16 protein-coding genes are annotated in these 21,431 nt (G+C 61.7%); 10 read left to right on the top strand and 6 right to left on the bottom strand.

Annotation, left to right across the window (positions count from 1 at the left end; genetic code table 11):
• Window positions 1-197: 197 nt before the first annotated feature.
• Entirely contained in the window at window positions 198-3,011 is a 2,814-nt protein-coding gene (gene polA / locus M1D44_RS03905; RefSeq protein ID WP_024975147.1) for a DNA polymerase I, read from the bottom strand.
• 4 nt (window positions 3,012-3,015) lie between these two features.
• On the opposite strand from polA, the gene M1D44_RS03900 reads away from it, so the two are divergent.
• The 4 genes from M1D44_RS03900 to M1D44_RS03885 all read left to right on the top strand — a co-directional run bounded on the left by M1D44_RS03900 (window position 3,016) and on the right by M1D44_RS03885 (window position 6,370).
• Window positions 3,016-3,969, top strand: a complete 954-nt coding sequence (locus tag M1D44_RS03900; RefSeq protein ID WP_024975146.1) for an LOG family protein — start codon at window positions 3,016-3,018, stop codon at window positions 3,967-3,969.
• Between the two features lie 94 nt (window positions 3,970-4,063).
• Window positions 4,064-4,492, top strand: coding sequence for a hypothetical protein (locus M1D44_RS03895; RefSeq protein ID WP_024975145.1), 429 nt, complete (start codon window positions 4,064-4,066; stop codon window positions 4,490-4,492).
• 85 nt (window positions 4,493-4,577) lie between these two features.
• The gene (locus M1D44_RS03890) at window positions 4,578-5,582 is read left to right on the top strand and encodes a homoserine kinase (RefSeq protein WP_316853161.1); all 1,005 of its coding nucleotides are present in this window, start codon (window positions 4,578-4,580) and stop codon (window positions 5,580-5,582) included.
• A complete protein-coding gene (locus M1D44_RS03885; protein WP_112184058.1) occupies window positions 5,573-6,370 on the top strand; it encodes a BPSS1780 family membrane protein in 798 nt (265 codons plus the stop codon). The genes M1D44_RS03890 and M1D44_RS03885 overlap by 10 nt, the downstream gene beginning before the upstream one ends.
• Before the next feature lie 32 nt (window positions 6,371-6,402).
• On the opposite strand, the gene M1D44_RS03880 is transcribed toward M1D44_RS03885, so the two are convergent.
• Window positions 6,403-8,763: a UvrD-helicase domain-containing protein gene (locus tag M1D44_RS03880; RefSeq protein WP_439004499.1), complete on the bottom strand. Its 2,361-nt coding sequence runs from the start codon at window positions 8,761-8,763 to the stop codon at window positions 6,403-6,405.
• A 150-nt stretch (window positions 8,764-8,913) separates the two neighbouring features.
• Here M1D44_RS03880 and M1D44_RS03875 point away from each other — a divergent pair, with 150 nt between their 5' ends.
• Together M1D44_RS03875 and galU are read left to right on the top strand one after the other, a co-directional pair.
• Window positions 8,914-11,790, top strand: coding sequence for a valine--tRNA ligase (locus tag M1D44_RS03875; RefSeq protein WP_316853160.1), 2,877 nt, complete (start codon window positions 8,914-8,916; stop codon window positions 11,788-11,790).
• A 33-nt stretch (window positions 11,791-11,823) separates the two neighbouring features.
• Entirely contained in the window at window positions 11,824-12,696 is an 873-nt protein-coding gene (gene galU / locus M1D44_RS03870; RefSeq protein ID WP_037031495.1) for a UTP--glucose-1-phosphate uridylyltransferase GalU, read from the top strand.
• Window positions 12,697-12,826: 130 nt separating this feature from the next.
• On the opposite strand, the gene M1D44_RS03865 is transcribed toward galU, so the two are convergent.
• The 3 genes from M1D44_RS03865 to M1D44_RS03855 form a co-directional block, all read right to left on the bottom strand.
• Window positions 12,827-13,822 (bottom strand): hypothetical protein, encoded by a 996-nt coding sequence (locus M1D44_RS03865; protein WP_316684047.1) that lies wholly within the window; start codon window positions 13,820-13,822, stop codon window positions 12,827-12,829.
• Between the two features lie 473 nt (window positions 13,823-14,295).
• Entirely contained in the window at window positions 14,296-14,514 is a 219-nt protein-coding gene (gene infA, locus M1D44_RS03860) for a translation initiation factor IF-1 (protein WP_004631109.1), read from the bottom strand.
• Window positions 14,515-14,861: 347 nt separating this feature from the next.
• Window positions 14,862-15,155 carry a hypothetical protein gene (locus M1D44_RS03855; protein ID WP_004631110.1) on the bottom strand — a complete coding sequence of 98 codons (294 nt, stop codon included), beginning with the start codon at window positions 15,153-15,155 and terminating at the stop codon, window positions 14,862-14,864.
• A gap of 314 nt (window positions 15,156-15,469) precedes the next feature.
• Between M1D44_RS03855 and M1D44_RS03850 the strand changes: the two genes are divergently transcribed.
• Window positions 15,470-16,573 (top strand): endo alpha-1,4 polygalactosaminidase, encoded by a 1,104-nt coding sequence (locus tag M1D44_RS03850; RefSeq protein WP_316853159.1) that lies wholly within the window; start codon window positions 15,470-15,472, stop codon window positions 16,571-16,573.
• Here the strand turns inward: M1D44_RS03850 and pobA are convergent.
• Window positions 16,551-17,777 (bottom strand): 4-hydroxybenzoate 3-monooxygenase, encoded by a 1,227-nt coding sequence (gene pobA, locus M1D44_RS03845; RefSeq protein WP_112184049.1) that lies wholly within the window; start codon window positions 17,775-17,777, stop codon window positions 16,551-16,553. The two genes, M1D44_RS03850 and pobA, sit on opposite strands and share 23 nt — an antisense overlap.
• 117 nt (window positions 17,778-17,894) lie before the next feature.
• On the opposite strand from pobA, the gene M1D44_RS03840 reads away from it, so the two are divergent.
• The 3 genes from M1D44_RS03840 to M1D44_RS03830 all read left to right on the top strand — a co-directional run bounded on the left by M1D44_RS03840 (window position 17,895) and on the right by M1D44_RS03830 (window position 21,027).
• Window positions 17,895-18,872 carry a LysR family transcriptional regulator gene (locus M1D44_RS03840; protein ID WP_112184047.1) on the top strand — a complete coding sequence of 326 codons (978 nt, stop codon included), beginning with the start codon at window positions 17,895-17,897 and terminating at the stop codon, window positions 18,870-18,872.
• 823 nt (window positions 18,873-19,695) lie between these two features.
• Window positions 19,696-20,232, top strand: a complete 537-nt coding sequence (locus tag M1D44_RS03835) for a fimbrial protein (protein ID WP_024975136.1) — start codon at window positions 19,696-19,698, stop codon at window positions 20,230-20,232.
• A 51-nt stretch (window positions 20,233-20,283) separates the two neighbouring features.
• Entirely contained in the window at window positions 20,284-21,027 is a 744-nt protein-coding gene (locus M1D44_RS03830; RefSeq protein WP_316853158.1) for a fimbrial biogenesis chaperone, read from the top strand.
• Window positions 21,028-21,431 lie beyond the last annotated feature (404 nt).

The raw sequence follows: 21,431 nt of genomic DNA, 5'->3' as shown, positions 1-21,431 counted from the left end.
TGGAGCCGTTGAATCTTGTCGATCACGTGATCTGTCAGGTGCAGTCTGCTGCAACGCAAAATTCACCGCAACCCCGCACGCATGGATATGGCGAATCATGACAACCGCATGCCAAGGCCTTCCGCAGGCTGCCTCGGCAGGCAAACTCGCGCCACGCCTTGTTTCACGGGGTAGCGCTCACGCGGCAAGCGATTGCGTCAGTGCGCCTCTTCCCAGTTGGTACCCACGCCAACTTCGGCTACCAAAGGCACGCGCAACGTTGCGACGCTGCACATCAGCTCGGGCAGGCGCTCGCGCACCACGGCCAGTTCGTCCTGCGGAACTTCCAGCACCAGTTCATCGTGCACCTGCATGACCAGGCGCGAGCGCATTGCCTCGGCTTCGAGCCAGCCTTGCACTGCCAGCATCGACAGCTTGATCAGGTCAGCCGCCGTACCTTGCATCGGCGCGTTAATGGCGGCGCGCTCGGCAGCCTGACGCCGTGGGCCGTTGCCGCCGTTGATGTCCGGCAGCCACAGGCGACGTCCGAAAACAGTCTCCACGTAGCCTTGCTCGCGCGCGCTCTGGCGGGTTTCTTCCATGTAGCTCGCGGCGCCGGGGTAGCGGGCGAAGTAGCGGTCGATATAGAGCTTGGCGGCGTCGCGCCCAATGCCCAGATTGCTGGCCAACCCAAACGCGCTCATGCCGTAGATCAGGCCGAAGTTGATGACCTTCGCCACACGGCGCTGGTCGGGTGAAACCTCCAGCGGCGTCACGTTGAACACTTCGGCGGCCGTTGCGCGGTGCACGTCCTGGCCCTCACGGAACGCACGCATCAGGCCTTCATCCTGCGACAGATGCGCCATGATGCGCAGTTCGATCTGCGAGTAGTCGGCCGACACGATCACGCTGCCCTCCGGCGCGATGAACGCCTCGCGGATGCGCCGCCCTTCTTCCGTACGCACCGGAATGTTCTGCAGGTTCGGATCGGTCGAGGCCAGGCGCCCCGTCACTGCCGTCGCCTGACCGTAGGTGGTGTGGACCCGGCCAGTGCGCGGGTTGACCATCTTCGGCAGCTTGTCGGTGTAGGTGGACTTGAGCTTGGCCAGGCCCCGGTAATCGAGCAGCAGCTTCGGCAACGGGTAGTCTTCGGCCAGCTTCTGCAGCACCTCTTCGTCGGTCGAGGGCGCGCCGCTCGCCGTCTTCTTGATGATCGGCAGCTTCATCTGGTTGAAGAAGATATCGCCAATCTGCTTGGGCGAGCCGAGGTTGAACGGTTGCCCCGCAAGCTTGTGCGCCTCGGCCTCCAGATCAATCAGGCGCAAGCCCAGCTCGTTGCTCTGCTTGGCCAGGCGGTCGGCATCGATCAGCACGCCATTGCGTTCCATCTTCTGCAGCACGATGGAGGTCGGCATTTCGATCTGCTCGTAGACGTAGCGCAGCTTGTCGTCTTCGGCCACCTTGGGGAACAGCGTGCGATGCAGACGCAGCGTGATATCGGCGTCCTCCGCCGCGTATTCGGTCGCGCGATCGAGGGGCACCTCGTCAAAGCCGATCTGCGAGGCACCCTTGCCGCACACAGCTTCGTAGGTGATCGTCTTCAAGTGCAGCACGCGTTCGGCGAGTGCGTCCATGCCGTGATTGCGGTGGGATTCGAGCACGTACGATTCGAGCATCGTGTCGTGCTCGATACCGCGCAGCGCGATGCCGTGGTTGGCAAACACATGCGCGTCGTACTTCAGATGCTGGCCGACCTTCTTGCGCGATTCATCTTCAATCCACAACTTCATGCGCGCGAGCACGGTGTCTCTTGAGAGCTGCGCCGCAGCATCAAACCCTGCCACATCAGGGCCGCGATGCGCCACCGGAATGTAGCAAGCCTCGCCCGGCTTGACCGACAGCGAAATGCCAACCAATTGCGCAAGCATCGGATCAATCGACGTCGTCTCGGTATCGATGCAGACGAGGTCCACTTCATCCAGGCGCTGCATCCATGATTCGAGCTGCGCTTCAGTCGTCACCGTCTCATACTTGACCTCATCGGGCGGCGCTTCTACGTCGAACAGGTTGGCCTGGGCTTGCAGTTGCGCAGCCTCGCCGGCGTAGTTCTTCACTGGCGTCGCGGCCTTGCGCGCGGCACCCACGCTGCGCGTATCGGGCAGCGCTTCTCCGGAGGCCTCGCGCAGCCACGTCTTGAAGCCGTATCGGGAGAAGAAATCGACGAGCTTGGATTTGTCTTCGCCGCCATCGATCAGTGCATCGAATGTCGGCACTTCTTTGCTGAGGTCACAGTCGAGTTTCACTGTCAGCAGCTCGCGGCCCTTGGGCAGCCACTCCAGCGTGTTGCGCAGGTTGTCGCCCACCACGCCCTTGATCTCGCCCGCGCGCGCCATGACGTTGTCGAGCGTGCCGAATTCCGACAACCATTTCACCGCGGTTTTCGGGCCGACCTTGGGCACCCCCGGCACGTTATCCACGGTGTCGCCAATCAGCGAAAGATAGTCGACGATGCGTTCGGGCGGCACGCCGAACTTGGCTTGCACGCCAGCCGGATCAAGCGTTTCGTTGGTCATGGTGTTGACCAGCGTGACATGGTCATTCACCAGTTGGGCCAGGTCCTTATCACCCGTTGAGACGATGGTCCGGACGCCTTCGCGAGCCGCCCGTTCGGCCAGGGTACCGATCACATCGTCGGCCTCGACGCCCTCCACCACCAGGATGGGCCAACCCAATGCCCGTACGGCTTCGTGGATCGGTTCGATCTGCGCGCGCAGGTCATCGGGCATGGGCGCGCGATGCTCCTTGTAGGCCGGATAGAGGTCGTCGCGAAAGGTCTTGCCTTTGGCGTCGAAAATGCAAGCGCTATACTTGGCCGGGTAGTCGTTGCGCAGTTTGCGCAGCATGTTCACGATGCCGTAGATGGCCCCCGTAGGAAACCCTTCTCCGTTTCGCAAGTCGGGCAGTGCGTGATAGGCACGGTATAGATAACTCGAGCCATCGACGAGCAACAGCGTTTCTTGACTTTCCGACATTCCCATGGACTCTAAAGTGACTGGAACGCCAAAAGGCGTTTCCGATAATGGCGCTTCTGCTGAAGGCGGCGTGGCAAAGCAGGTTGCTGGTGCTTCCGCGACGGAGGTTTCGGCGGCTGAACTGACCGGTGTGAGCCCCTCGCGCCAGGCCACCACGGCCGACATGGACGTCAACGTGACAGTGGGCGTTGAACACGAGCCCCAAGCTGACGTGTCACACGGCCGTACCGATCGCAAGATGATCCCCAGCCTGCGGGCACTCGCCGACGAAGAACGCGCCACCGCAAAGAAAGCGCGCGCCTCCTGGCAGATGTTCACGATTATGGCAGAGTTCATCGAGGCGACCGAGTACCTTTCGGAGATCCGTCCGGCCGTCTCGATCTACGGCAGCGCGCGCCTGCGCGAGGATTCGCCATACTACGAACGCACCATCGAAATCGCCCGGTTGTTCTCGGATGCGGGCTTCGCCGTCATCTCCGGCGGGGGCCCCGGCATCATGGAAGCGGCCAACAAGGGCGCGCACGCCGGCAAGTCGGCCAGCGTCGGCCTGAACATCGAACTGCCGCACGAACAGCAAGGCAATCGATACCAGGACATCTCGATGCGCTTCCGCCATTTCTTCACGCGCAAGGTCACCTTCGTGAAGAACTCGGATGCGTTCATCGTCATGCCCGGCGGTTTCGGCACGCTCGATGAACTGGCTGAAGTGCTCACGCTCGTCCAGACGGGCAAGTCGCGCAGTGTGCCGGTGGTCATGTTCGGCAGCCATTTCTGGAAGGGCCTGCTGGATTGGTTCCGCTTTACGCTGCTGCCGATGGGCCTGATTGCCGAGCACGACCTGGACATCATGCGCATCGTCGACGAACCCAAGGACGCGCTCGATGCCGTCTACGAGTTCTACGAAAAGCGCGAAGGCACCTCGCCGATTCCGCCCAAGGAAGAAATGTTCTATCTGTAATCTCGGGTGTGGCATTTGGCGCCACGCGAACGGACGATGGCGGGAGGCTGGACTGCTAGAATGTAGGGTCCCAGATCACCCGCCGGAGTCCATGATGGATTCGCTGCTTCACCCGTCCGCCCCCGTCCACTCCGGTTTTGCCAATGCCGCGCGCCTGATGCGCCACGCTGGGCTGCTGGCAGGCGCCGTTTTCTGCCTCGCCCTGCCCGCGCACGCCGAAGTGACATCCGACAGCGCCGGACTGGACCTGCCCGACGTCAAGGCGATCAACAATCAGCCGATTTCCAAGCCGACCCACGGCGCGATCCATAACGAGCGCGTCAAGCCCAGCTTCGACTACCGCGACAACGACGGTACGCAGGTGGAGGAATACCGCTTCCAGAAGGGCCAGGCGCCGGATATCCATGTCAAGTCGGGCATGGGCACGTCCTACAACCTGAGCAAGCCGGAAGACAGCTCGCCGCGTATCCGCGAGCGTGGCGATATCGACCGTGTTCCCTCGGTCAACGTCCTGAAGTTCTAAGCCTGTGCCGCAACCGCGGCGCCTGCAGGCCGGCCCCTCGGTGGGCTGGCCCGCTTTCCCTCCACCCGTTTCCCGTTCCTGAAGCATGGCTGTTTTCACCCCGGTCTCCGACGCAGAGATCGCTCTCTGGCTGGATCAATACGATGTGGGCGCCGTGCGCGCATTTCGCGGCATCCCGTCCGGGATCGAAAACTCCAACTTCTTCCTGACTACGGAAAAGGATGGGCAGACGCACGAATACGTCGTCACGCTGTTCGAGCGGCTGACGTTCGAGCAACTGCCGTTCTACCTGTATCTGATGCAGCATCTGGCGCAGCACGACATCAGCGTGCCGGCGCCGATTCCGGGGCGCGACGGCGAGATCCTGCGCACGCTCAACGGCAAGCCGGCGACCATCGTGACGCGTCTGGCCGGCCGCTCGAACCTGGCGCCCACGGTGTCGGAATGCGGCATCGTCGGCGACATGCTCGCGCGCATGCATCTGGCCGGGCGCGACTATCCACGCCATCAGCCGAACCTGCGCAGCCTGCCATGGTGGAACGAAGTCGTGCCAGACGTCGTGCCCTTCGTGCACGGCGACACACGCGCACTGCTGGAAAGCGAACTCGCGCACCAGCAACGCTTCTTCGCCAGCGCCGACTACGCCGCGCTGCCCGAAGGCCCGTGCCATTGCGACCTCTTCCGCGACAACGTGCTGTTCGAGCCGGCCGCCCATGGGCAGCCGGAACGCCTGGGCGGCTTCTTCGACTTTTACTTTGCCGGTGTCGACAAGTGGCTTTTCGACGTGGCCGTCACCGTGAACGACTGGTGCATCGACCTGGCCACCGGCGTGCTGGATGCAGAACGGGCACGTGCGATGCTGCGCGCGTACCACGCTGTGCGCCCATTCACCGACGCCGAAGCACGGCACTGGCAAGACATGCTGCGCGCAGCGGCGTACCGCTTCTGGGTTTCGCGCCTGTGGGATTTCTATCTCCCGCGCGATGCCGAATTGCTCAAGCCGCATGACCCCACCCACTTCGAGCGCGTACTGCGTGAACGGGTTGGCGCGAGCGCCCTGACTCTGGATCTTCCCCAACCATGCAACTGATTGAAGTACCGGCCAAGCAAGGCTACGTCTGGCTGCGCCAGGGTGCGTGGCTGTTTCGCAAGAACCCGATCGGGTTCTTGCTGCTGCTATTCATCTACCTGTTTGCGGTCAACCTGCTGATGCTGCTGGTGCCGCCGATTGGTGTTTTTGCCATCCTGCTGGTGAATCCGGCCATCTTCGTGGGCTTCATGTCGGCCTGCCGCGATACGGTAGCCGGCAAGCGCGTCGGGCCGGCATCGCTCATCGCGGGCTTTCGCGCATACGGCAAGGATGCAATGCGCAGCCTGCTCAAGCTTGGCGGCATCTATGGCGTATTGGTACTTGTAGTCAGCGGCGTGCTGATGACGATGGTGGACGTTGACACGCTCATGACCGTGGTCAGCGACAAACCGCTCACGACCGAGGCCATTCGAGAGTTCTACCTTGCCATGGTGATGGGCTCGGTGCTGTACATCCCGGTGGCGGTGCTGTTCTGGTTTGCGCCGTTGCTGGTCGCATGGCACGGCATTCCGGTGGGCAAGGCGCTGTTCTTCAGCTGGATGTCCGTGTGGCGCAACCGGGCAGCCTTCATCGTGTACGGCGTGCTGGTCGCAATTTTGCTGATCGCCGTGCCGCTGTTCATCGATGCGCTGTTCGCGTCGAGCGGCGCCAACAACATCGCCCCGATCATCGCCACGCCGTACCGGATTCTGGTGATGGCGGTGCTGTACTGCTCGTTCTACGCCACGTACCGCGGCTGCTTCAACGTGACGCAAGCCGCCGGCCAGACGACTGACACGGCGGCCTGACTGGCCCGATGGCCCGATGGCCCGATCAACGCTCAGTTGATCGGGTCCAGCTTGGCGATGCCCAGCGCCAGCGTCTTCACCCCGTGGCGGTTGAATTTGATCTGGGCACGCGCCTCTGCGCCCTCGCCTTCCAGCGTCGTGATGACGCCTTCCCCGAACTTGTTGTGGAACACCGACTGGCCGACGCGGAAGCCCGTGGCCTCTGCGCGCTTGGCATCGGCGTAGTTCTTGCCGGTGTCCATGCCGCCAGTCGGGCGGCCGGTGTAAGCGTCGTCATCACCGCGCTCGGGGCGCTTGAACCAATCCTTCCCCCAGGCGGAATCGCCTTGCACACGGCGCGTCGCCTGGTAGCCCGAGTGCTGCGGCGTCAGCCACTTCAGCGTGTCTTCGGGTAGTTCGTCAAAGAAGCGTGAGCGGATGTGGTAGCGGATTTGACCATGCAGCACCCGGCTTTGCGCGAATGACAGATACAACCGCTCGCGCGCACGGGTGATCGCCACATACATCAGGCGGCGCTCTTCCTCCAGGCCGTCCTTCTCCATCTGGCTGTTTTCGTGCGGGAACAAGCCCTCTTCCAGCCCGGTGATGAAGACGACGTGGAATTCCAGCCCCTTGGCCGCATGCACGGTCATCATCTGCACGGCATCCTGGCCGGCCTGGGCTTGGTTGTCGCCCGCTTCAAGCGAGGCGTGCGTGAGAAACGCAACCAGCGGCGTCATCTCAGCGGGCGTCTCGTCGGTCACGAGTTCAGAGGCGGTATCGATCTCGCCGCCTTCGATGCGCAGCATGGCGTCGTGGCGCACCGGCAGCGCGGTTGCAATCGCGTCGACGCCGTAACCTTCTTCGGCAACGAAGGCTTGCGCCGCGGTTATCAACTCCTGCAAGTTCTCGATGCGGTCCTGGCCCTCCTTCTCACCCTGGTAATGCGTGATCAGGCCGCTGGCGTGAATGACATGCTGGACAATTTCGGGCAGCGTCATCTGGCGCGTGTCGGCACGCATCTGTTCGATCAGACGCACAAACGCCGACAACTTGGTGCCCGCCGCCCCCGTGAGATACGGCACCGCCGCTGCGAGCGAGATGCCATACAGCCGCGCCGCATCCTGCAACTGCTCCAGGGAGCGCGCCCCAACGCCGCGCGCCGGAAAGTTCACCACACGGCCGAACGCAGCGTCGTTGTCCGAGTTTTCCAGCAACTGGATATATGCCAACGCGTGCTTGATTTCCGCACGCTCGAAGAAGCGCAGACCGCCGTACACCTTGTACGCGATGCCGGCCGAGAACAGCGCGTGCTCGATCACCCGTGACTGCGCGTTGCTGCGATACAGGATGGCGATTTCCGAACGCGCCGCGCCGCTGGCAATACGGTCGCGGATTTCTTCGACGATCCAACCGGCCTCCTGCCCGTCCGTCGCGGCCTGGTAGACACGCACCGGCTCACCATGGCCGGCATCGGTACGCAGGTTCTTTCCCAACCGACGCGTGTTGTGCGAGATCAGGTGGTTGGCGGTATCGAGGATGTGGCCGTGCGAGCGATAGTTCTGCTCCAGCTTGATCCGGTGCTCGACGCGGAATTCGCGTTCAAAGTCGACCATATTGCCAACGTTGGCACCACGAAACGCGTAGATGCTCTGGTCATCGTCGCCCACGGCAAAGATGGCGTTGGGCGTGACGCCAGGCTCGCCGAGGCCGGCCAGAATCTTCAGCCAGGCGTATTGCAGCTTGTTCGTATCCTGGAACTCGTCAACCAGGATGTGCTTGAAGCGCCGTTGGTAGTGCGCGCGGATAGCGTCGTTGTAGCGCAGCAGTTCGTAGCAGCGCAGGAGCAGTTCGGCAAAATCGACCACGCCTTCGCGCTGGCATTGCGCGTCGTAAGCGGCGTAGAGGTCGGCCATGCGGCGGTCGTACTCGTTGGCGATTTCCAGATCGCCCGCGCGCAGGCCCTGCTCCTTGGAGCCGTTGATGAAGTACTGAACGTTCTTTGGCGGGAATTTCTCGTCGTCGACATTGAGCGACTTGAGCAGACGCTTGACGGCGGAGAGCTGGTCTTGCGTATCCAGAATCTGGAACGTCTGCGGCAAGCCGGCATCACGGTAATGCGCGCGCAGCAACCGGTTGCACAGACCGTGGAACGTGCCGATCCACATGGCGCGCGTGTTGATCGGCAGCATGGCCTGCAGGCGGGCCGTCATTTCCTTGGCCGCCTTGTTCGTAAACGTGACGGCCAGCACACCTGCCGGCGACACCCGCGCGCTCTGGATCAGCCACGCGATGCGGGTGGTCAACACACGCGTCTTGCCGCTGCCCGCCCCCGCCAGGATCAGCGCCGATTCATCGGGAAGCGTGATGGCAGCGCGTTGTTCGGGGTTCAGATTGGCGAGCAGGTCGGACATGCGGGAGGAGCCTCGGCAGAATCCTGAAATTATACCGGCCGCATTCACCGCTTCGCCCGTGCCGCACATCGACACGCCGTATAATTCCAAGCTTTCGCCCGCCATTTTCTTGGGCCAAACGTCTTTTTGCGCCCATAGCGCCCCGTCAGCATGACCGATCAAAATCAGTCCCTCGCCAAGAGTTTCGAACCCGCCACCATCGAGCAGAAGTGGAGCGCGGCTTGGGAAGCGATGGGCGTCTCCCGCGCGACGCTCGAAGCCGGCAAGCCCGACTTCTGTATCCAGCTCCCGCCGCCGAACGTGACGGGCACGCTGCACATGGGCCACGCGTTCAACCAGACCATCATGGACGGCCTGACGCGCCACGCGCGCATGGCCGGCGCCAATACGCTGTGGGTACCGGGCACCGACCACGCCGGCATCGCAACGCAGATCGTCGTTGAGCGCCAGCTGGATGCCCAAGGCGTGTCGCGCCACGACATGGGCCGCGAGAAGTTCGTCGAGAAGGTCTGGGAATGGAAGGAGCAATCGGGCTCGACCATCACGCGCCAGGTGCGCCGCATGGGTGCCTCGATCGACTGGGAGCGCGAATACTTCACGATGGACCCGAAGATGTCGCGCGCGGTCAGCGACGTCTTCGTGCGTTTGTATGAGCAGGGCCTGATTTACCGCGGCAAGCGCCTCGTCAACTGGGACCCGGTGCTCGGCACCGCCGTATCCGACCTGGAAGTGGTGAGCGAAGAGGAAGAAGGCTCGCTGTGGCACATCCGCTATCCGCTGGCCGAACCGGACGCAGTTGGCGGCTTGACCCACCTGACGGTTGCCACCACCCGCCCCGAGACAATGCTCGGCGACACGGCCGTGATGGTGCACCCCGAGGATGAGCGCTACGCCCACCTCATCGGCAAGTTCGTTCACCTGCCGCTGACCGACCGCAAGATCCCGGTGATTGCAGACGAATACGTAGACCGCGCGTTCGGCACCGGCGTGGTCAAGGTCACCCCGGGCCACGACTTCAACGACTACGCCGTGGGCCTGCGCCACAAGCTGCCACAGCTGTCGATCCTGACGCTCGACGCGAAGATCGTTGCCGATGCGCCGGCTGCCTATGCCGGCATGGACCGCTTCGACGCGCGCAAGAAGATGGTCGAGGATCTCGAAGCGCAGGGCCTGCTGGCTGAAGTCAAGAAGCACACGCTGATGGTGCCGCGTGGCGACCGTACCGGTGTCGTCATCGAACCGATGCTGACGGATCAGTGGTTCGTTGCCATGAGCAAACCGGCGCCGGAGGGCACGCGCTTCCCGGGCCGCTCCATCGCCGAAGTGGCGCTGGATGCCGTACAGAGCGGGAAGATCAAGCTCGTGCCCGAGCAGTGGGTCAATACGTACAACCAGTGGCTGAATAACATCCAGGACTGGTGCATCTCGCGCCAACTGTGGTGGGGTCACCAGATTCCGGCGTGGTACGACGAAGCCGGCAACGTATACGTCGGCCGCACGGAAGAGGAAGCCAAAGCCCAAGCGGCGGCCAAGGGCTACACCGGCACGCTCACGCGTGACGACGACGTGCTGGACACATGGTTCTCGTCCGCGCTGGTGCCGTTCTCATCGCTGGGCTGGCCGGCTGACACGCCGGAACTGAAGCACTTCCTGCCGTCCACCGTGCTGGTCACGGGCTACGACATCATCTTCTTCTGGGTGGCGCGCATGGTCATGATGACCCTGCACTTCACCGGCGAAGTGCCCTTCCACACCGTCTACGTGCACGGCCTCGTGCGCGACTCGGAAGGCAAGAAGATGAGTAAGTCCGAGGGCAACACGCTCGACCCGGTGGATCTGATCGACGGCATCGCGCTGGAGCCGCTGCTGGCCAAGCGCACGACCGGCCTGCGCCGCCCGAAGGACGCCCCCAAGGTCGAGAAGCGCACACGCAAGGAATTCCCCGAAGGCATTCCCGCATTCGGTGCCGACGCGCTGCGCTTCACGTTCGCCTCGCTCGCCACGCTTGGCCGCAGCATCAACTTTGACCCGGGCCGCTGCGAGGGCTATCGCAACTTCTGCAACAAACTCTGGAACGCCACGCGCTTCGTGCTGATGAACACTGAAGGCCAGGACTGCGGCATGCAGGAATGCGTCGGTGATTGCGGCCCCGAAGGCACGCTGCACTTCTCGCAGGCCGACCGCTGGATCGTCTCGCTGCTGCAGCGCGTGGAAACCGAAGTGGAAAAAGGCTTTGCCGACTACCGCTTCGACAACATCGCCAACGCCATCTACAAGTTCGTCTGGGACGAATACTGCGACTGGTACCTGGAACTCGCCAAGGTGCAGATCCAGACCGGCACGCCGGCTCAGCAGCGCGCCACGCGCCGCACGCTGCTGCGTGTGCTGGAAACGGTGCTGCGCCTCGCCCATCCGATCATTCCGTTCATTACCGAAGAACTCTGGCAGAAGGTTGCGCCGATGGCCGGCCGCGCCAAGGACGATGGCACCGAAAGCCTCGCGCTGCAGGAATACCCGCGTGCCGTGCTGTCCAAGGTCGACGAGCAGGCCGAGCAATGGGTTCAGCAGTTGAAGGCACTGGTGGACGCCTGCCGCAATCTTCGCGGCGAGATGAACATCTCCCCCGCGCAACGCGTGCCGCTCTACGCCAATGGCGAAGCCGAGTTCCTGCAGGTGGCGGCGCCGTACGTGCAAGCGCTGGGCAAGCTTTCTGAAGTGAAGGTCTACACGGATGCCGCTGCCATGGAGCAGGACGGCGCCGGCGCACCGGTCGCCATCGTCGGCGAAAACAAGCTGCTGCTGAAGATCGAGATCGACGTGGCCGCCGAGCATGCGCGTCTGTCGAAGGAAATCGACCGCCTGCGCGGCGAGATCACCAAGTGCGAAGCCAAGCTCGGCAACGAATCGTTCGTTGCCCGCGCGCCGGCCGCCGTGGTGGAACAGGAACAAAAGCGTGTGACGGATTTCAAAGCCACGCTGGCCAAGCTGGAAGCCCAGATTGCACGGCTGCCGGTACAGACTGCCTGAGCGCCCAGAACAATCGATATCAAGGAAACCACGATGCAACGCGTCACCAAAGCCGTTTTCCCCGTCGCGGGGCTCGGAACCCGCTTTCTGCCAGCCACCAAGGCCAGCCCGAAGGAAATGCTGCCGGTCGTGGACAAGCCCCTGATCCAGTACGCCGTGGAAGAAGCCATGGCCGCCGGCATCACCGAGATGATCTTCGTCACGGGCCGCAGCAAGCGCGCCATCGAAGATCACTTTGACAAGGCTTACGAGCTGGAAGCAGAACTTGAAGCCAAGCACAAGACCGCGCTGCTCGAGGTCGTGCGCTCCATCAAGCCGTCGCATGTGGATTGCTTCTACGTGCGCCAGCCTGAAGCGCTGGGCTTGGGCCATGCCGTGCAATGTGCTGAGAAGCTCGTCGGCGACGCGCCCTTCGCAGTCATCCTGGCTGACGACCTGCTGGACGGCGACCCGCCCGTCATGAAGCAGATGGTCGACCTGTACGAACACTACAACTGCTCGGTGATCGGCGTGGAAGAGATCGACCGGGAGCAGAGCCGCTCGTACGGTGTGGTCGATGGGCGCCCGTGGGAAGAAGACGGCAGCGTCATCAAGATGTCGGGCATCATCGAAAAGCCGGCACCCGAGAACGCACCGTCCAACCTCGGCGTGGTCGGCCGCTACATCCTCACGCCGCGCATTTTCGAACACATCCGCAACCTCAAGCCTGGCGCGGGCGGTGAACTGCAACTGACGGACGCCATCCAGTCGCTGCTGTCCGCAGAGCAGGTGCTAGCCTATCGCTACAAAGGCGTGCGCTACGACTGCGGCAGCAAGCTGGGCTACCTGAAGGCAACGGTGGAACTCGCGCTCAAGCACAAGGAAGTCGCTGACGACTTCCGCGCCTATCTGGCTGCACGCGGCTGAGCTAATACGCGCGTCGCCATAGAAAAAACCCGCGCAGCGTGAGCTGACGCGGGTTTTTTGTTGCCGGATCGTGTCCCGTCCGTCCGGCGCGGAGTCCCACCCTTTTGCGAGGAGAGGCTGCAGCCTCTTCTTATTGCGGTGCCGTCAGCGGTTTGATGGTGTTGTTCAGCAAGCTCCAGTACGAACTGGTGCTGTACGGCAGCATCTGCTCAACGTAGTTCCACCAGAAGTAGCCACCGATGAAGCGCGGATCCGCTGCCATCGAGGTCGTACCCATGGGGTAGTACGACTTGATCAGATTCTGCTGCACCGACAGCGGCGCCGACGTACTGGACGTACCGATCTCACCAAACCCCACCTTCGCGACCGGGAAGATGCTTTCAAGCAACTTGAAATCGTTTGCCCACGACGGATTCAAACCTGGGCAGTCCTGGTACGGGTAGTAGCTGAACAATGCGTAGTCCGCGCCTTGCAGCACACGGGAGGGCAGGAAGTTGGTCGCCCAGGTACGCCATGAGTCCATCGACAGTTCGTAGCAGTTGGTGCCCTTGCCATCGTCGTTGTAGTACATCGTCACCGACACCAGGCCACCCGCGCCCTTCACGATGTCGTAGGCATTGCCGACCATCTGACCGATCTGCTGTTCCTGCGACGTTGCCGTCGCGGTCGGACCGCTCGGATTGGCACGCAACCATTCGCCGTTGATTTCATTGGCGATTTCCCACACGTCCACGACATCCTTCAGCGTGCTCACCAACTCGTTGGTGCGTGCGCTGTAGGTCGTCGGGTCGACCGGGAAATAGTACGAATCCATCACTTCGCCCATCACGTAGGCAACTTGATGAAGCTTGACCAGCGGTGCGTAATAGTCGGCAGCCGATGTACCCGGGTCAAAGACCACGCGCACGGTCGGCTTGTACGGCAGGTGCGTGAGCGAGGCCACGATCGCGTTGATGCTGCTGACGTCGTCAAGCGTGACGCCATAGATGGGGGCCTTCGGGCGCGTGGCCTGCGCCGAGGCATTTTGTATTCCCAGGCCTGTCAGCGTTGTTGCCGCCGCCAGACCCACCAAAGCGCGCAGGCTCATGCGCGCCGCCCTCTGTGCTGCTTTCTTGGTTTCCAACATTGTGATTTTCTATTCCCTCGGACGCAAAAACGTTACGCCCAGTACTGCGATGGACAAGCGCCGTCCTACCTGTGCGGTATCCCGATGTGGTGTGACTCCTTTGACACACTGAACACCGAACGGGTGCGAGCGTCAGATGACGCCCCGGTCGGCGAATGGATGCGCGATTAGAGGTCCTGCTGAGTCGATGAATCGATCAACGGCCGTGCGCTTATGAGTGGACTGGTACAGCTGGCGCGAGCTCACCCGAGGGCAGCACGCGGCTTGAAAAATATGACAAGCCCTGCACTTCAGTTGACCGCCAACTGTGTTCCCCCCGTTGGCAGCCAAGCGGCATGATACCGGATGTTGTCGGCAGATCAACGAAATTTAACACTGCTTACGCAGCAATAATAAAAAAACCGCGAGTCGGGCAGACACGCGGTTTCTTCGAAACGCCCACGGGATGGACGTCTTGGCGGCACAGCCGTTTTTTACTTGTGCCGGTAGTTGATGCGACCCTTCGTGAGGTCGTACGGCGACATTTCCAGCTTCACGCGGTCGCCCGCGAGAATGCGGATGCGGTGCTTCTGCATCTTGCCCGATGCATAAGCCCAGATTTCCACGCCGTTTTCCAACTGCACGCGAAAACGATTGTCGGGTAGCGCTTCAGACACCACCCCTTCAAATTCAATCAGTTCTTCCTTGGCCAAACTCGTTCCTTTGTATGCAGCACGCGGCTGCGCCGATGGTTGCAATGATGTGATGACCCACCCGAACCACGCCACACGCCTTGAGGAGCATGCAGCGGTACGCCGCGATCATCTGCCCGGACAGCGGGCTTGGGGGGTACCGAGCTGCACGAAACACAAATCGCGCCCGCCAATGGCGCGCGCCGTTTCGTGCAAGCGAGAGCGAGGATGGGTGGCGGTCGCAGATGCGCGCCGCCCGACTCGGCGCGGGGTATTCCCCGGTGCTGGACTCAGCCGCCACCGACCATGATTGGCCCGGCGGCGAGCCGGATTCGCCTGCTATTCTACCACGGGCAGGTTCTGCGGGTTCAGGCGCCGTCGGCGGGAAGCGACAGTTCAGGCACGTCACCATCGATGATGCTCTCAGCAAAGCGCAGCGCTGCGATGCGCGCAGCACCCACATTGCTGAATTGCCGGTCCCCCGAGAGGCGGAAGACCTGGGTCTGCCCGGGTTCGGGCGACTCCCCCGCCCGACAGATCATCACGGCTGCGTTGTAGCTGCGATCTTCCCTGGCCTCGGGCCAGCGTGCCGTGCGTTCATGTTGGAAAGCCAACGGATAAATGTCGAAGCCTTTGTATTGGCCCGCCGGCGAAGTGTCCATCTGAAATGCCCCCTTCTTGAACGTCGAGTGCTGTCCGACTATACACCCGTGCGTTTTGCATGGCGATGAAAGCGACGGCAACGTTTGACTTCGGGCACGGCACAGCATGCGCAGACCAATCATCGGCCATGGCAAAGAGGTCGGAAGCGACGACGAACGCTGGTCTAAAGAAGTTTCAGAACGTCACGCCCCCGCCGCACGGTGCGGCGCGATCCGATTGTGCTAGCTTGGATTGATTGGTGCCTGCCGCGGCATTCAAACGGATATGCACGCTCGGAGCACGGCACCGCCTCCCAATCCTTTCAAGAGTGACAATGCGCCTGATCTCTCCGATTGCCCTGGCGTGTGCCGGGCTGACGCTGTCTGCCTGTGGTGGCGGCGATGGTGGTTCGTCATTGAGCCCGCAAGCCAGCGCAGCGTCCAATGCGGCGAACGCCCAGTCGAAAACGATTGCCGCCGCAACAACCACACGCGTTTGCGGAGTCAACGGCACCTCGCCGCTGGCAGGAGTGCAGACGTGGATGTATCAGTTGCAGGGCATGACCACCAGCGCGCAGATTGACGCGCTGGACACGCAGCCGTACGACATGCTGGTGATCGAGGCCAACAACACCATCAAGGGGCTGGAAAACTTCAACACCGTCGACATGGTGGCGCGCCTGCGCACCAAGCCCGACGGCTCCGCGCGCAAAGTGCTCGCCTACATCGACATTGGCGAGGCCGAAGACTTCCGCACCTATTGGGCGTCGAGTTGGAAGGCACCGACAGCTGACGGCCCCGGCACGCCCGACTTCATCATCAAGGCCGACCCCGATGGCTGGGCCGGTGACTACCCCGTTGCGTTCTGGGACCCGCGCTGGCAAGCGCTCTGGCTCGGGCCAAACGGCGCCGTCGCGCAACTGGCGCGCGAAGGGTTCGACGGCGTCTATCTGGATTGGGTCGAGGCGTACGCCGAGCCTTCTGTGGCAGACGCGGCCCAAGCGGCTGGCATCGACCCAGCGCAGGCCATGATCGATTTCATCGCCAAGATCCGTGCGGCGGGCCGCGCCATCAATCCACAGTTCGCGGTGATCCAGCAAAACGCACCCTCATTGATTGACGACGGCGGTGGATCAACGCTGCTGGCAACAATCGATGGTATCTCGCAGGAAGACACGTGGTTCGGCGGCAGTTCCGGCGCCGCTTGGGGTAGCGCCTCCGGCGGCGACAAGGCCGCCAGTGCAGATGACACGCAATGGACGATCGACCAACTGCAGAAATACTGTGCCGGGAACGTGCCCGTCTTTACGATCGACTACGCGTTGAAGACCGCCAACGCGCAGAAGGTCTACACGGCCTCGCGCGGGCTGGGCTTCCACCCGCTGGTCTCCCGCATCGCACTGTCCAAGCCGACGACTACGCCGCCCTGGAACTACTGACCACGCTCAACGACGCACCGGCAGCCGTATCGGCAAACGGCAGGCCGACGTAGTTTTCGGCCAGCACGCGGGCGCCGGCAGGCGAGCTGGTCACGTAGTCCAGCTCGGCGCGCTGCAGCCTTTGCATGAACGGCGTGTGGTCGTCAAAGCGATGCAGCATCGACGTCATCCACCACGAGAAATGCTCGGCGCGCCAGACGCGTTGCAAGCAGCGTTCGGAGTAGCTTGCAAGCTGGGCGGTGTCGTCCTGCTTGTAGCGCGCGGTGAGCGCCTGGGCCAGCACGCGAACGTCAGCCACAGCCAGGTTCATGCCTTTCGCGCCGGTGGGCGGCACGATGTGCGCGGCGTCACCCGCCAGGAACAGGCGGCCGTACTGCATCGTCTCGCAGACAAAGCTACGCATCGGCGTGACGCTCTTCTGCAGGATCGGACCTTCCTTCAGGCGCCAGCCGTCGTTGTTCTCCAGACGCGTGTGGAGTTCATCCCAGATGCGCGCATCGGACCATTCGGCCAGGTTTTCATCGGGCTTGCATTGCAGGTAAAGCCGCGTGATCTTGGGTGAGCGCATGCTGAACAGCGCAAAGCCGCGATCGTGGCTCGCGTAGATCAGCTCTTCCGCGGCGGGCTCGGCTTCCGCCAGGATGCCAAGCCAGGCAAACGGATACACGCGCTCGAACACCGCTTGCCGCTGCGCCGGAATCGCTTGCCGGCAGATGCCGTGAAAGCCATCGCATCCGGCGATGTAATCGCATTGCAGTGTCTGCGGCACGCCATCGTGGACGAACTGCACCGAAGGCGTGGCCGACTCGATGTCGTGCACCGACACATCGCTCACATCGAACAGCAGCGGTGCGCCCTGCTCCACGCGCGCTGCAATCAGATCCTTTACCACCTCGTGCTGCCCATACACGGTGATCGAGCGGCCGCCCGACATAGCGGTCAGGTCGATGCGATGGCGCTTGCCACCAAACAGCAGATCGATGCCATGGTGCACCAGTCCTTCGCGGCGCATCCGCATGCCCGCACCCGCTTCGTTGAGCACGTCGACCGTGCCTTGCTCCAGCACGCCGGCGCGGATGCGCTCTTCAACGTAGGCGCGGCTCTTGGTTTCGAGGATGACGGCGTCGATGCCGTTGCGGTGCAGAAGCTGCCCGAGCAGAAGGCCTGCCGGGCCCGCGCCAATGATGGCGACCTGGGTGCGCATGGTTGTCTCCGGATGGATTTGGAATCGTTCTGGCAACCATTGTTGGTGCTCACCTTGATATCGCACAATGCAATATTGGCGATAAACTTTATCGCCAATTCATATAGTGCGTCTGCCATGTCTACCCTGCCCGACTTTGACCTGAACCTGTTGCCGATCCTGCTGGCGCTACACGACGCGCGCAGCGTGAGCATGGCCGCGCAACAGCTTGGTATGAGCCAGCCTGGCGTGAGCACCGCGCTGGGAAAGCTGCGTGCTGCGTTTGACGACCCGCTGTTCGTACGCACCTCGCGCGGCATGGAGCCGACGCCGCGAGCGCTGGCGCTCATTCCTGCAGCACGCGATGTGCTGGCGCGTGTGCAGCAGGGCATTCTGGAAACCGGCGCGTTCGATCCGGCCACGACCACGCACACGTTCTCGATCTCGTTGTCGGACGTGGGCGAGATGGTGTTTTTGCCGCGCATTGTCGAGGCGATGGCGCGGCAGGCGCCGCGGGCGTCGGTGCAATCCGTATCTCTACCGCCGGCGCAGATCGAACGCGCACTTGAGACCGGTTCGCTCGACCTGGCTGTGGGTTACTTCCCCGACTTGAAGAAGAACAACTTCTTCCAGCAGCGGCTGTTTACCCACTACTTCACATGCATCGTGCGCGCCGATCATCCTGTCACGCGCGGCGCCAATACGAAGCTGTCGATGGCGCAGTTCCTGGAATACGGGCACGCCGTGGTGCGCGCCGAGGGGCGCAGTCAGGAACTGTACGAGCGGTTTCTGGAACGCAAGCGCATCCGACGTAAGCCGGCGCTGCTTACACCGCATTTCATGAGCATTCCGTTCATCCTGGCGCGCACGGACTTGATTGCGACGGTGCCGCACGCGGTGGGCCTGTCGTTCATGCAATCGCACGCCAACATCCGCGTGATGGAGCCGCCCCTGGAACTGCCCAGCTTCGATCTCAAGCAGCACTGGCACCGGAAGTTTCATAACGACGCGCGCAGTCAGTGGCTCCGGGCCCTCGTGACGTCGCTGTTCAACGACGAAGCGGACGAATGGCGCGAACCCGGCCATGCTCCAGCCAAGCGCAAGCACACCAGATAGACAAGGAAGTGTTATCTGCGCAGTTGTTCACAACACGATCACTCGATGCGTTTTAAGGCCTGGGAGCGCCCTCGTCGTAGACCGCGGTGCATGAAGTCCGGCACCCTGTCCTGATGGGCCAGGCGGCCGGCCTCTTTGTGCACCGGATCACGCCATGGTGCGCGGCCCTCGTCCACCCACGGAGGCTCGGTCCCATCTCGCAGTACACGCCCAGGCACATCTGCGGCCCGTTGCCAGCCGTTCATCGCAACTGCTGGACGCAATCCGAAGGCCCCCATGGCCTTCGCATTTGAACCACGTCTTTCAACGCATTGATCCGTTGGCCATCTCGCGCCAGCCTCATTGGCCACCGGCCGGTCTCCTGCAACAACATCTCACGCCGGATCAGCGCCGTTGAACAAGCCATAGATCCAGCGTTCGACCCATGCGGAAAACTACCAGTCAGGCATTCGTCCTATGGAAGAAACCCCAGGTCAGGTGCTCGTCCTATATCGCGAGCCGCAAGTTATTCCTAACATAACCCGCTCAGCACCATTTAAACCGATTGTTTATCTGGCCGCCCGATTTAGGCGTCTAGTGCGCATTTTCTCGCTCAAAAATTTGAGGCAATGCCGTTAGGCGCAATGTTTTTCGCTTATGCCGATGGAGCCCCAGCGACGTCATCGACGACTACGGGGAAAACAAATCAGCATTTCGTCTGGAGGGCAATCATAGAATATAAAAAATAGGGAATATATTCATTCGAATATTCATCTCTACGGCACCCATCAATACTCACATTTCTCGCTTTAAAGCGAGATACTCTTTACAAAGGAAAATCAAGATGAAAATGGCAAAACTCTCACTCTCCATCGCTGCTGTTCTCGGCATGGCGCTCACCTCGGCCCAAGCCTCCGCCACTGACGGCACCATCTCGTTCACCGGCCAGCTGGTCGGGTCCACCTGCAAGATCAACGGCAACGACAGCGGCACGCAAACCAACGTCAACGTCACGCTGCCGACGCTGTCGGTCACCGCACTGCGCGCGGTCGGCTCGACCGCCGGTGTTACGCCGTTCCAACTGAACCTGACCTCATGCTCGGGAGCATCTGCGCAAACGCACTTCGAGATCGGTTCGACGGTCGATTCGGCTACCGGCGCACTGGTCAACCAGACCGCCGGTGGCTCCAATGCACAAGTTCAGTTGCTGAACGACAAATACCAGCCGATCAACATCACCACCAATGCCAATTCGCAAACGGTAACGATCACGGATGGTTCCGCAACGATGCAGTACTACGCGCAATACCTGGCGGCCAAGGCAGCCGCTAACGCGGGCCAAGTGACGTCGCAGGTCACGTTCTCGATGAACTACAACTAAGCGTCAGATGGCCGCGCTATTGCGCGGCCATTTAAACACCGATTTCAAACCATGAACTTTTTAACGCGCCAGTGTCTTGCGGCCCTTTATTTACTCGGTGCATTGCTTTCGGCAAGCGCCCACGCCAACGTCGTCATTTCCGGGACGCGAGTCATCTACCCGGCCGAACAGCGTGAAGTGAGCGTCAAACTCACCAACGAGGGAGATCGCCCCGCTCTGATGCAGGCTTGGATCGATAGCGGCAATGCCAACGAATCGCCCGAAGAGAGCGCTGCGCCGTTCATGCTGACCCCCCCGCTCGCGCGCGTCGAACCGGGCAAGGGCCAGACGCTCCGTCTGGTTTATCTGAAAGAGCCCCTGCCAGTTGACCGCGAATCCGTGTTCTATTTGAATGTCCTGGATATTCCGCCCAGTGCACGCCCTAGTGACGAGCACAATCAATTGCAAGTCGCGTTCCGCACGCGCATCAAGATTTTTTTCCGGCCCAGCGGTCTACCCAGCGATCCGGACAGCGCTGCTGAGCAGCTCACATGGAAGCTAATACACGAGAGTTCCGGCGCCTATGCGCTCGAATGCCAGAACACCAGCCCATACCATGTGTCACTGACTGAAGTCCGATTGCAGCACGGCGGACGGACAGAGGAAGGCGGTGTGGGAATGGTTGCGCCTAACGCCACTTTTCGTTTCGCCTTGAAGGGCTTGGCAACGTTGCCCACAGGCCCGCTGGAACTGCATTACACGTCGATGAACGATTACGGTGCCGGCGTACCGCATCAAACGCAGATCACGCCTTAAAGGGCTGGCGAAGATATGGGAGGCCTGCCACGCCATATCGCCCGCAGTCAGGCTCCCTGCTGAGGCGCAGGCGATATCGATACGCGATCAGAAAGCCTCGGAACGCATCGAATCGCCTCTGCCAATGCCAAACCGCATCCCCTCGAAACATCCGGGAAGTGGGAGCCGTTCACAAAAATGTACCGCTGACTGACGACACCCTGCTCGTCCTGATGTCTGGTATTCCACATACGAATTTTTCTACCAATTCGCTTGAACCCCGACGGGATTCGCCGACGCAGCCTGCGCAAATAATCGCATATAGGCACGCTGAGTTTTAAGAAAAATACTATCCAAAAATAAAAACATTTTCAACATAACATCGCCGAATTTATTCTAATTCGTCAATTTAAATTCAATCCCCA

Source organism: Ralstonia sp. SA306, from assembly GCF_054792405.1.
The sequence above is the reverse complement of the archived record's forward strand: the minus strand, read 5'-3'. Positions and strand labels throughout refer to the sequence as shown.

Coding starts and splice junctions, on each gene's coding strand:
- polA (WP_024975147.1), bottom strand. CDS start 3,011: ATGTCGGAAAGTCAAGAAACGCTGTTGCTCGTCGATGGCTCGAGTTAT.
- M1D44_RS03900 (WP_024975146.1), top strand. CDS start 3,016: ATGGACTCTAAAGTGACTGGAACGCCAAAAGGCGTTTCCGATAATGGC.
- M1D44_RS03895 (WP_024975145.1), top strand. CDS start 4,064: ATGGATTCGCTGCTTCACCCGTCCGCCCCCGTCCACTCCGGTTTTGCC.
- M1D44_RS03890 (WP_316853161.1), top strand. CDS start 4,578: ATGGCTGTTTTCACCCCGGTCTCCGACGCAGAGATCGCTCTCTGGCTG.
- M1D44_RS03885 (WP_112184058.1), top strand. CDS start 5,573: ATGCAACTGATTGAAGTACCGGCCAAGCAAGGCTACGTCTGGCTGCGC.
- M1D44_RS03880 (WP_439004499.1), bottom strand. CDS start 8,763: ATGTCCGACCTGCTCGCCAATCTGAACCCCGAACAACGCGCTGCCATC.
- M1D44_RS03875 (WP_316853160.1), top strand. CDS start 8,914: ATGACCGATCAAAATCAGTCCCTCGCCAAGAGTTTCGAACCCGCCACC.
- galU (WP_037031495.1), top strand. CDS start 11,824: ATGCAACGCGTCACCAAAGCCGTTTTCCCCGTCGCGGGGCTCGGAACC.
- M1D44_RS03865 (WP_316684047.1), bottom strand. CDS start 13,822: ATGTTGGAAACCAAGAAAGCAGCACAGAGGGCGGCGCGCATGAGCCTG.
- M1D44_RS03855 (WP_004631110.1), bottom strand. CDS start 15,155: ATGGACACTTCGCCGGCGGGCCAATACAAAGGCTTCGACATTTATCCG.
- M1D44_RS03850 (WP_316853159.1), top strand. CDS start 15,470: ATGCGCCTGATCTCTCCGATTGCCCTGGCGTGTGCCGGGCTGACGCTG.
- pobA (WP_112184049.1), bottom strand. CDS start 17,777: ATGCGCACCCAGGTCGCCATCATTGGCGCGGGCCCGGCAGGCCTTCTG.
- M1D44_RS03840 (WP_112184047.1), top strand. CDS start 17,895: ATGTCTACCCTGCCCGACTTTGACCTGAACCTGTTGCCGATCCTGCTG.
- M1D44_RS03835 (WP_024975136.1), top strand. CDS start 19,696: ATGAAAATGGCAAAACTCTCACTCTCCATCGCTGCTGTTCTCGGCATG.
- M1D44_RS03830 (WP_316853158.1), top strand. CDS start 20,284: ATGAACTTTTTAACGCGCCAGTGTCTTGCGGCCCTTTATTTACTCGGT.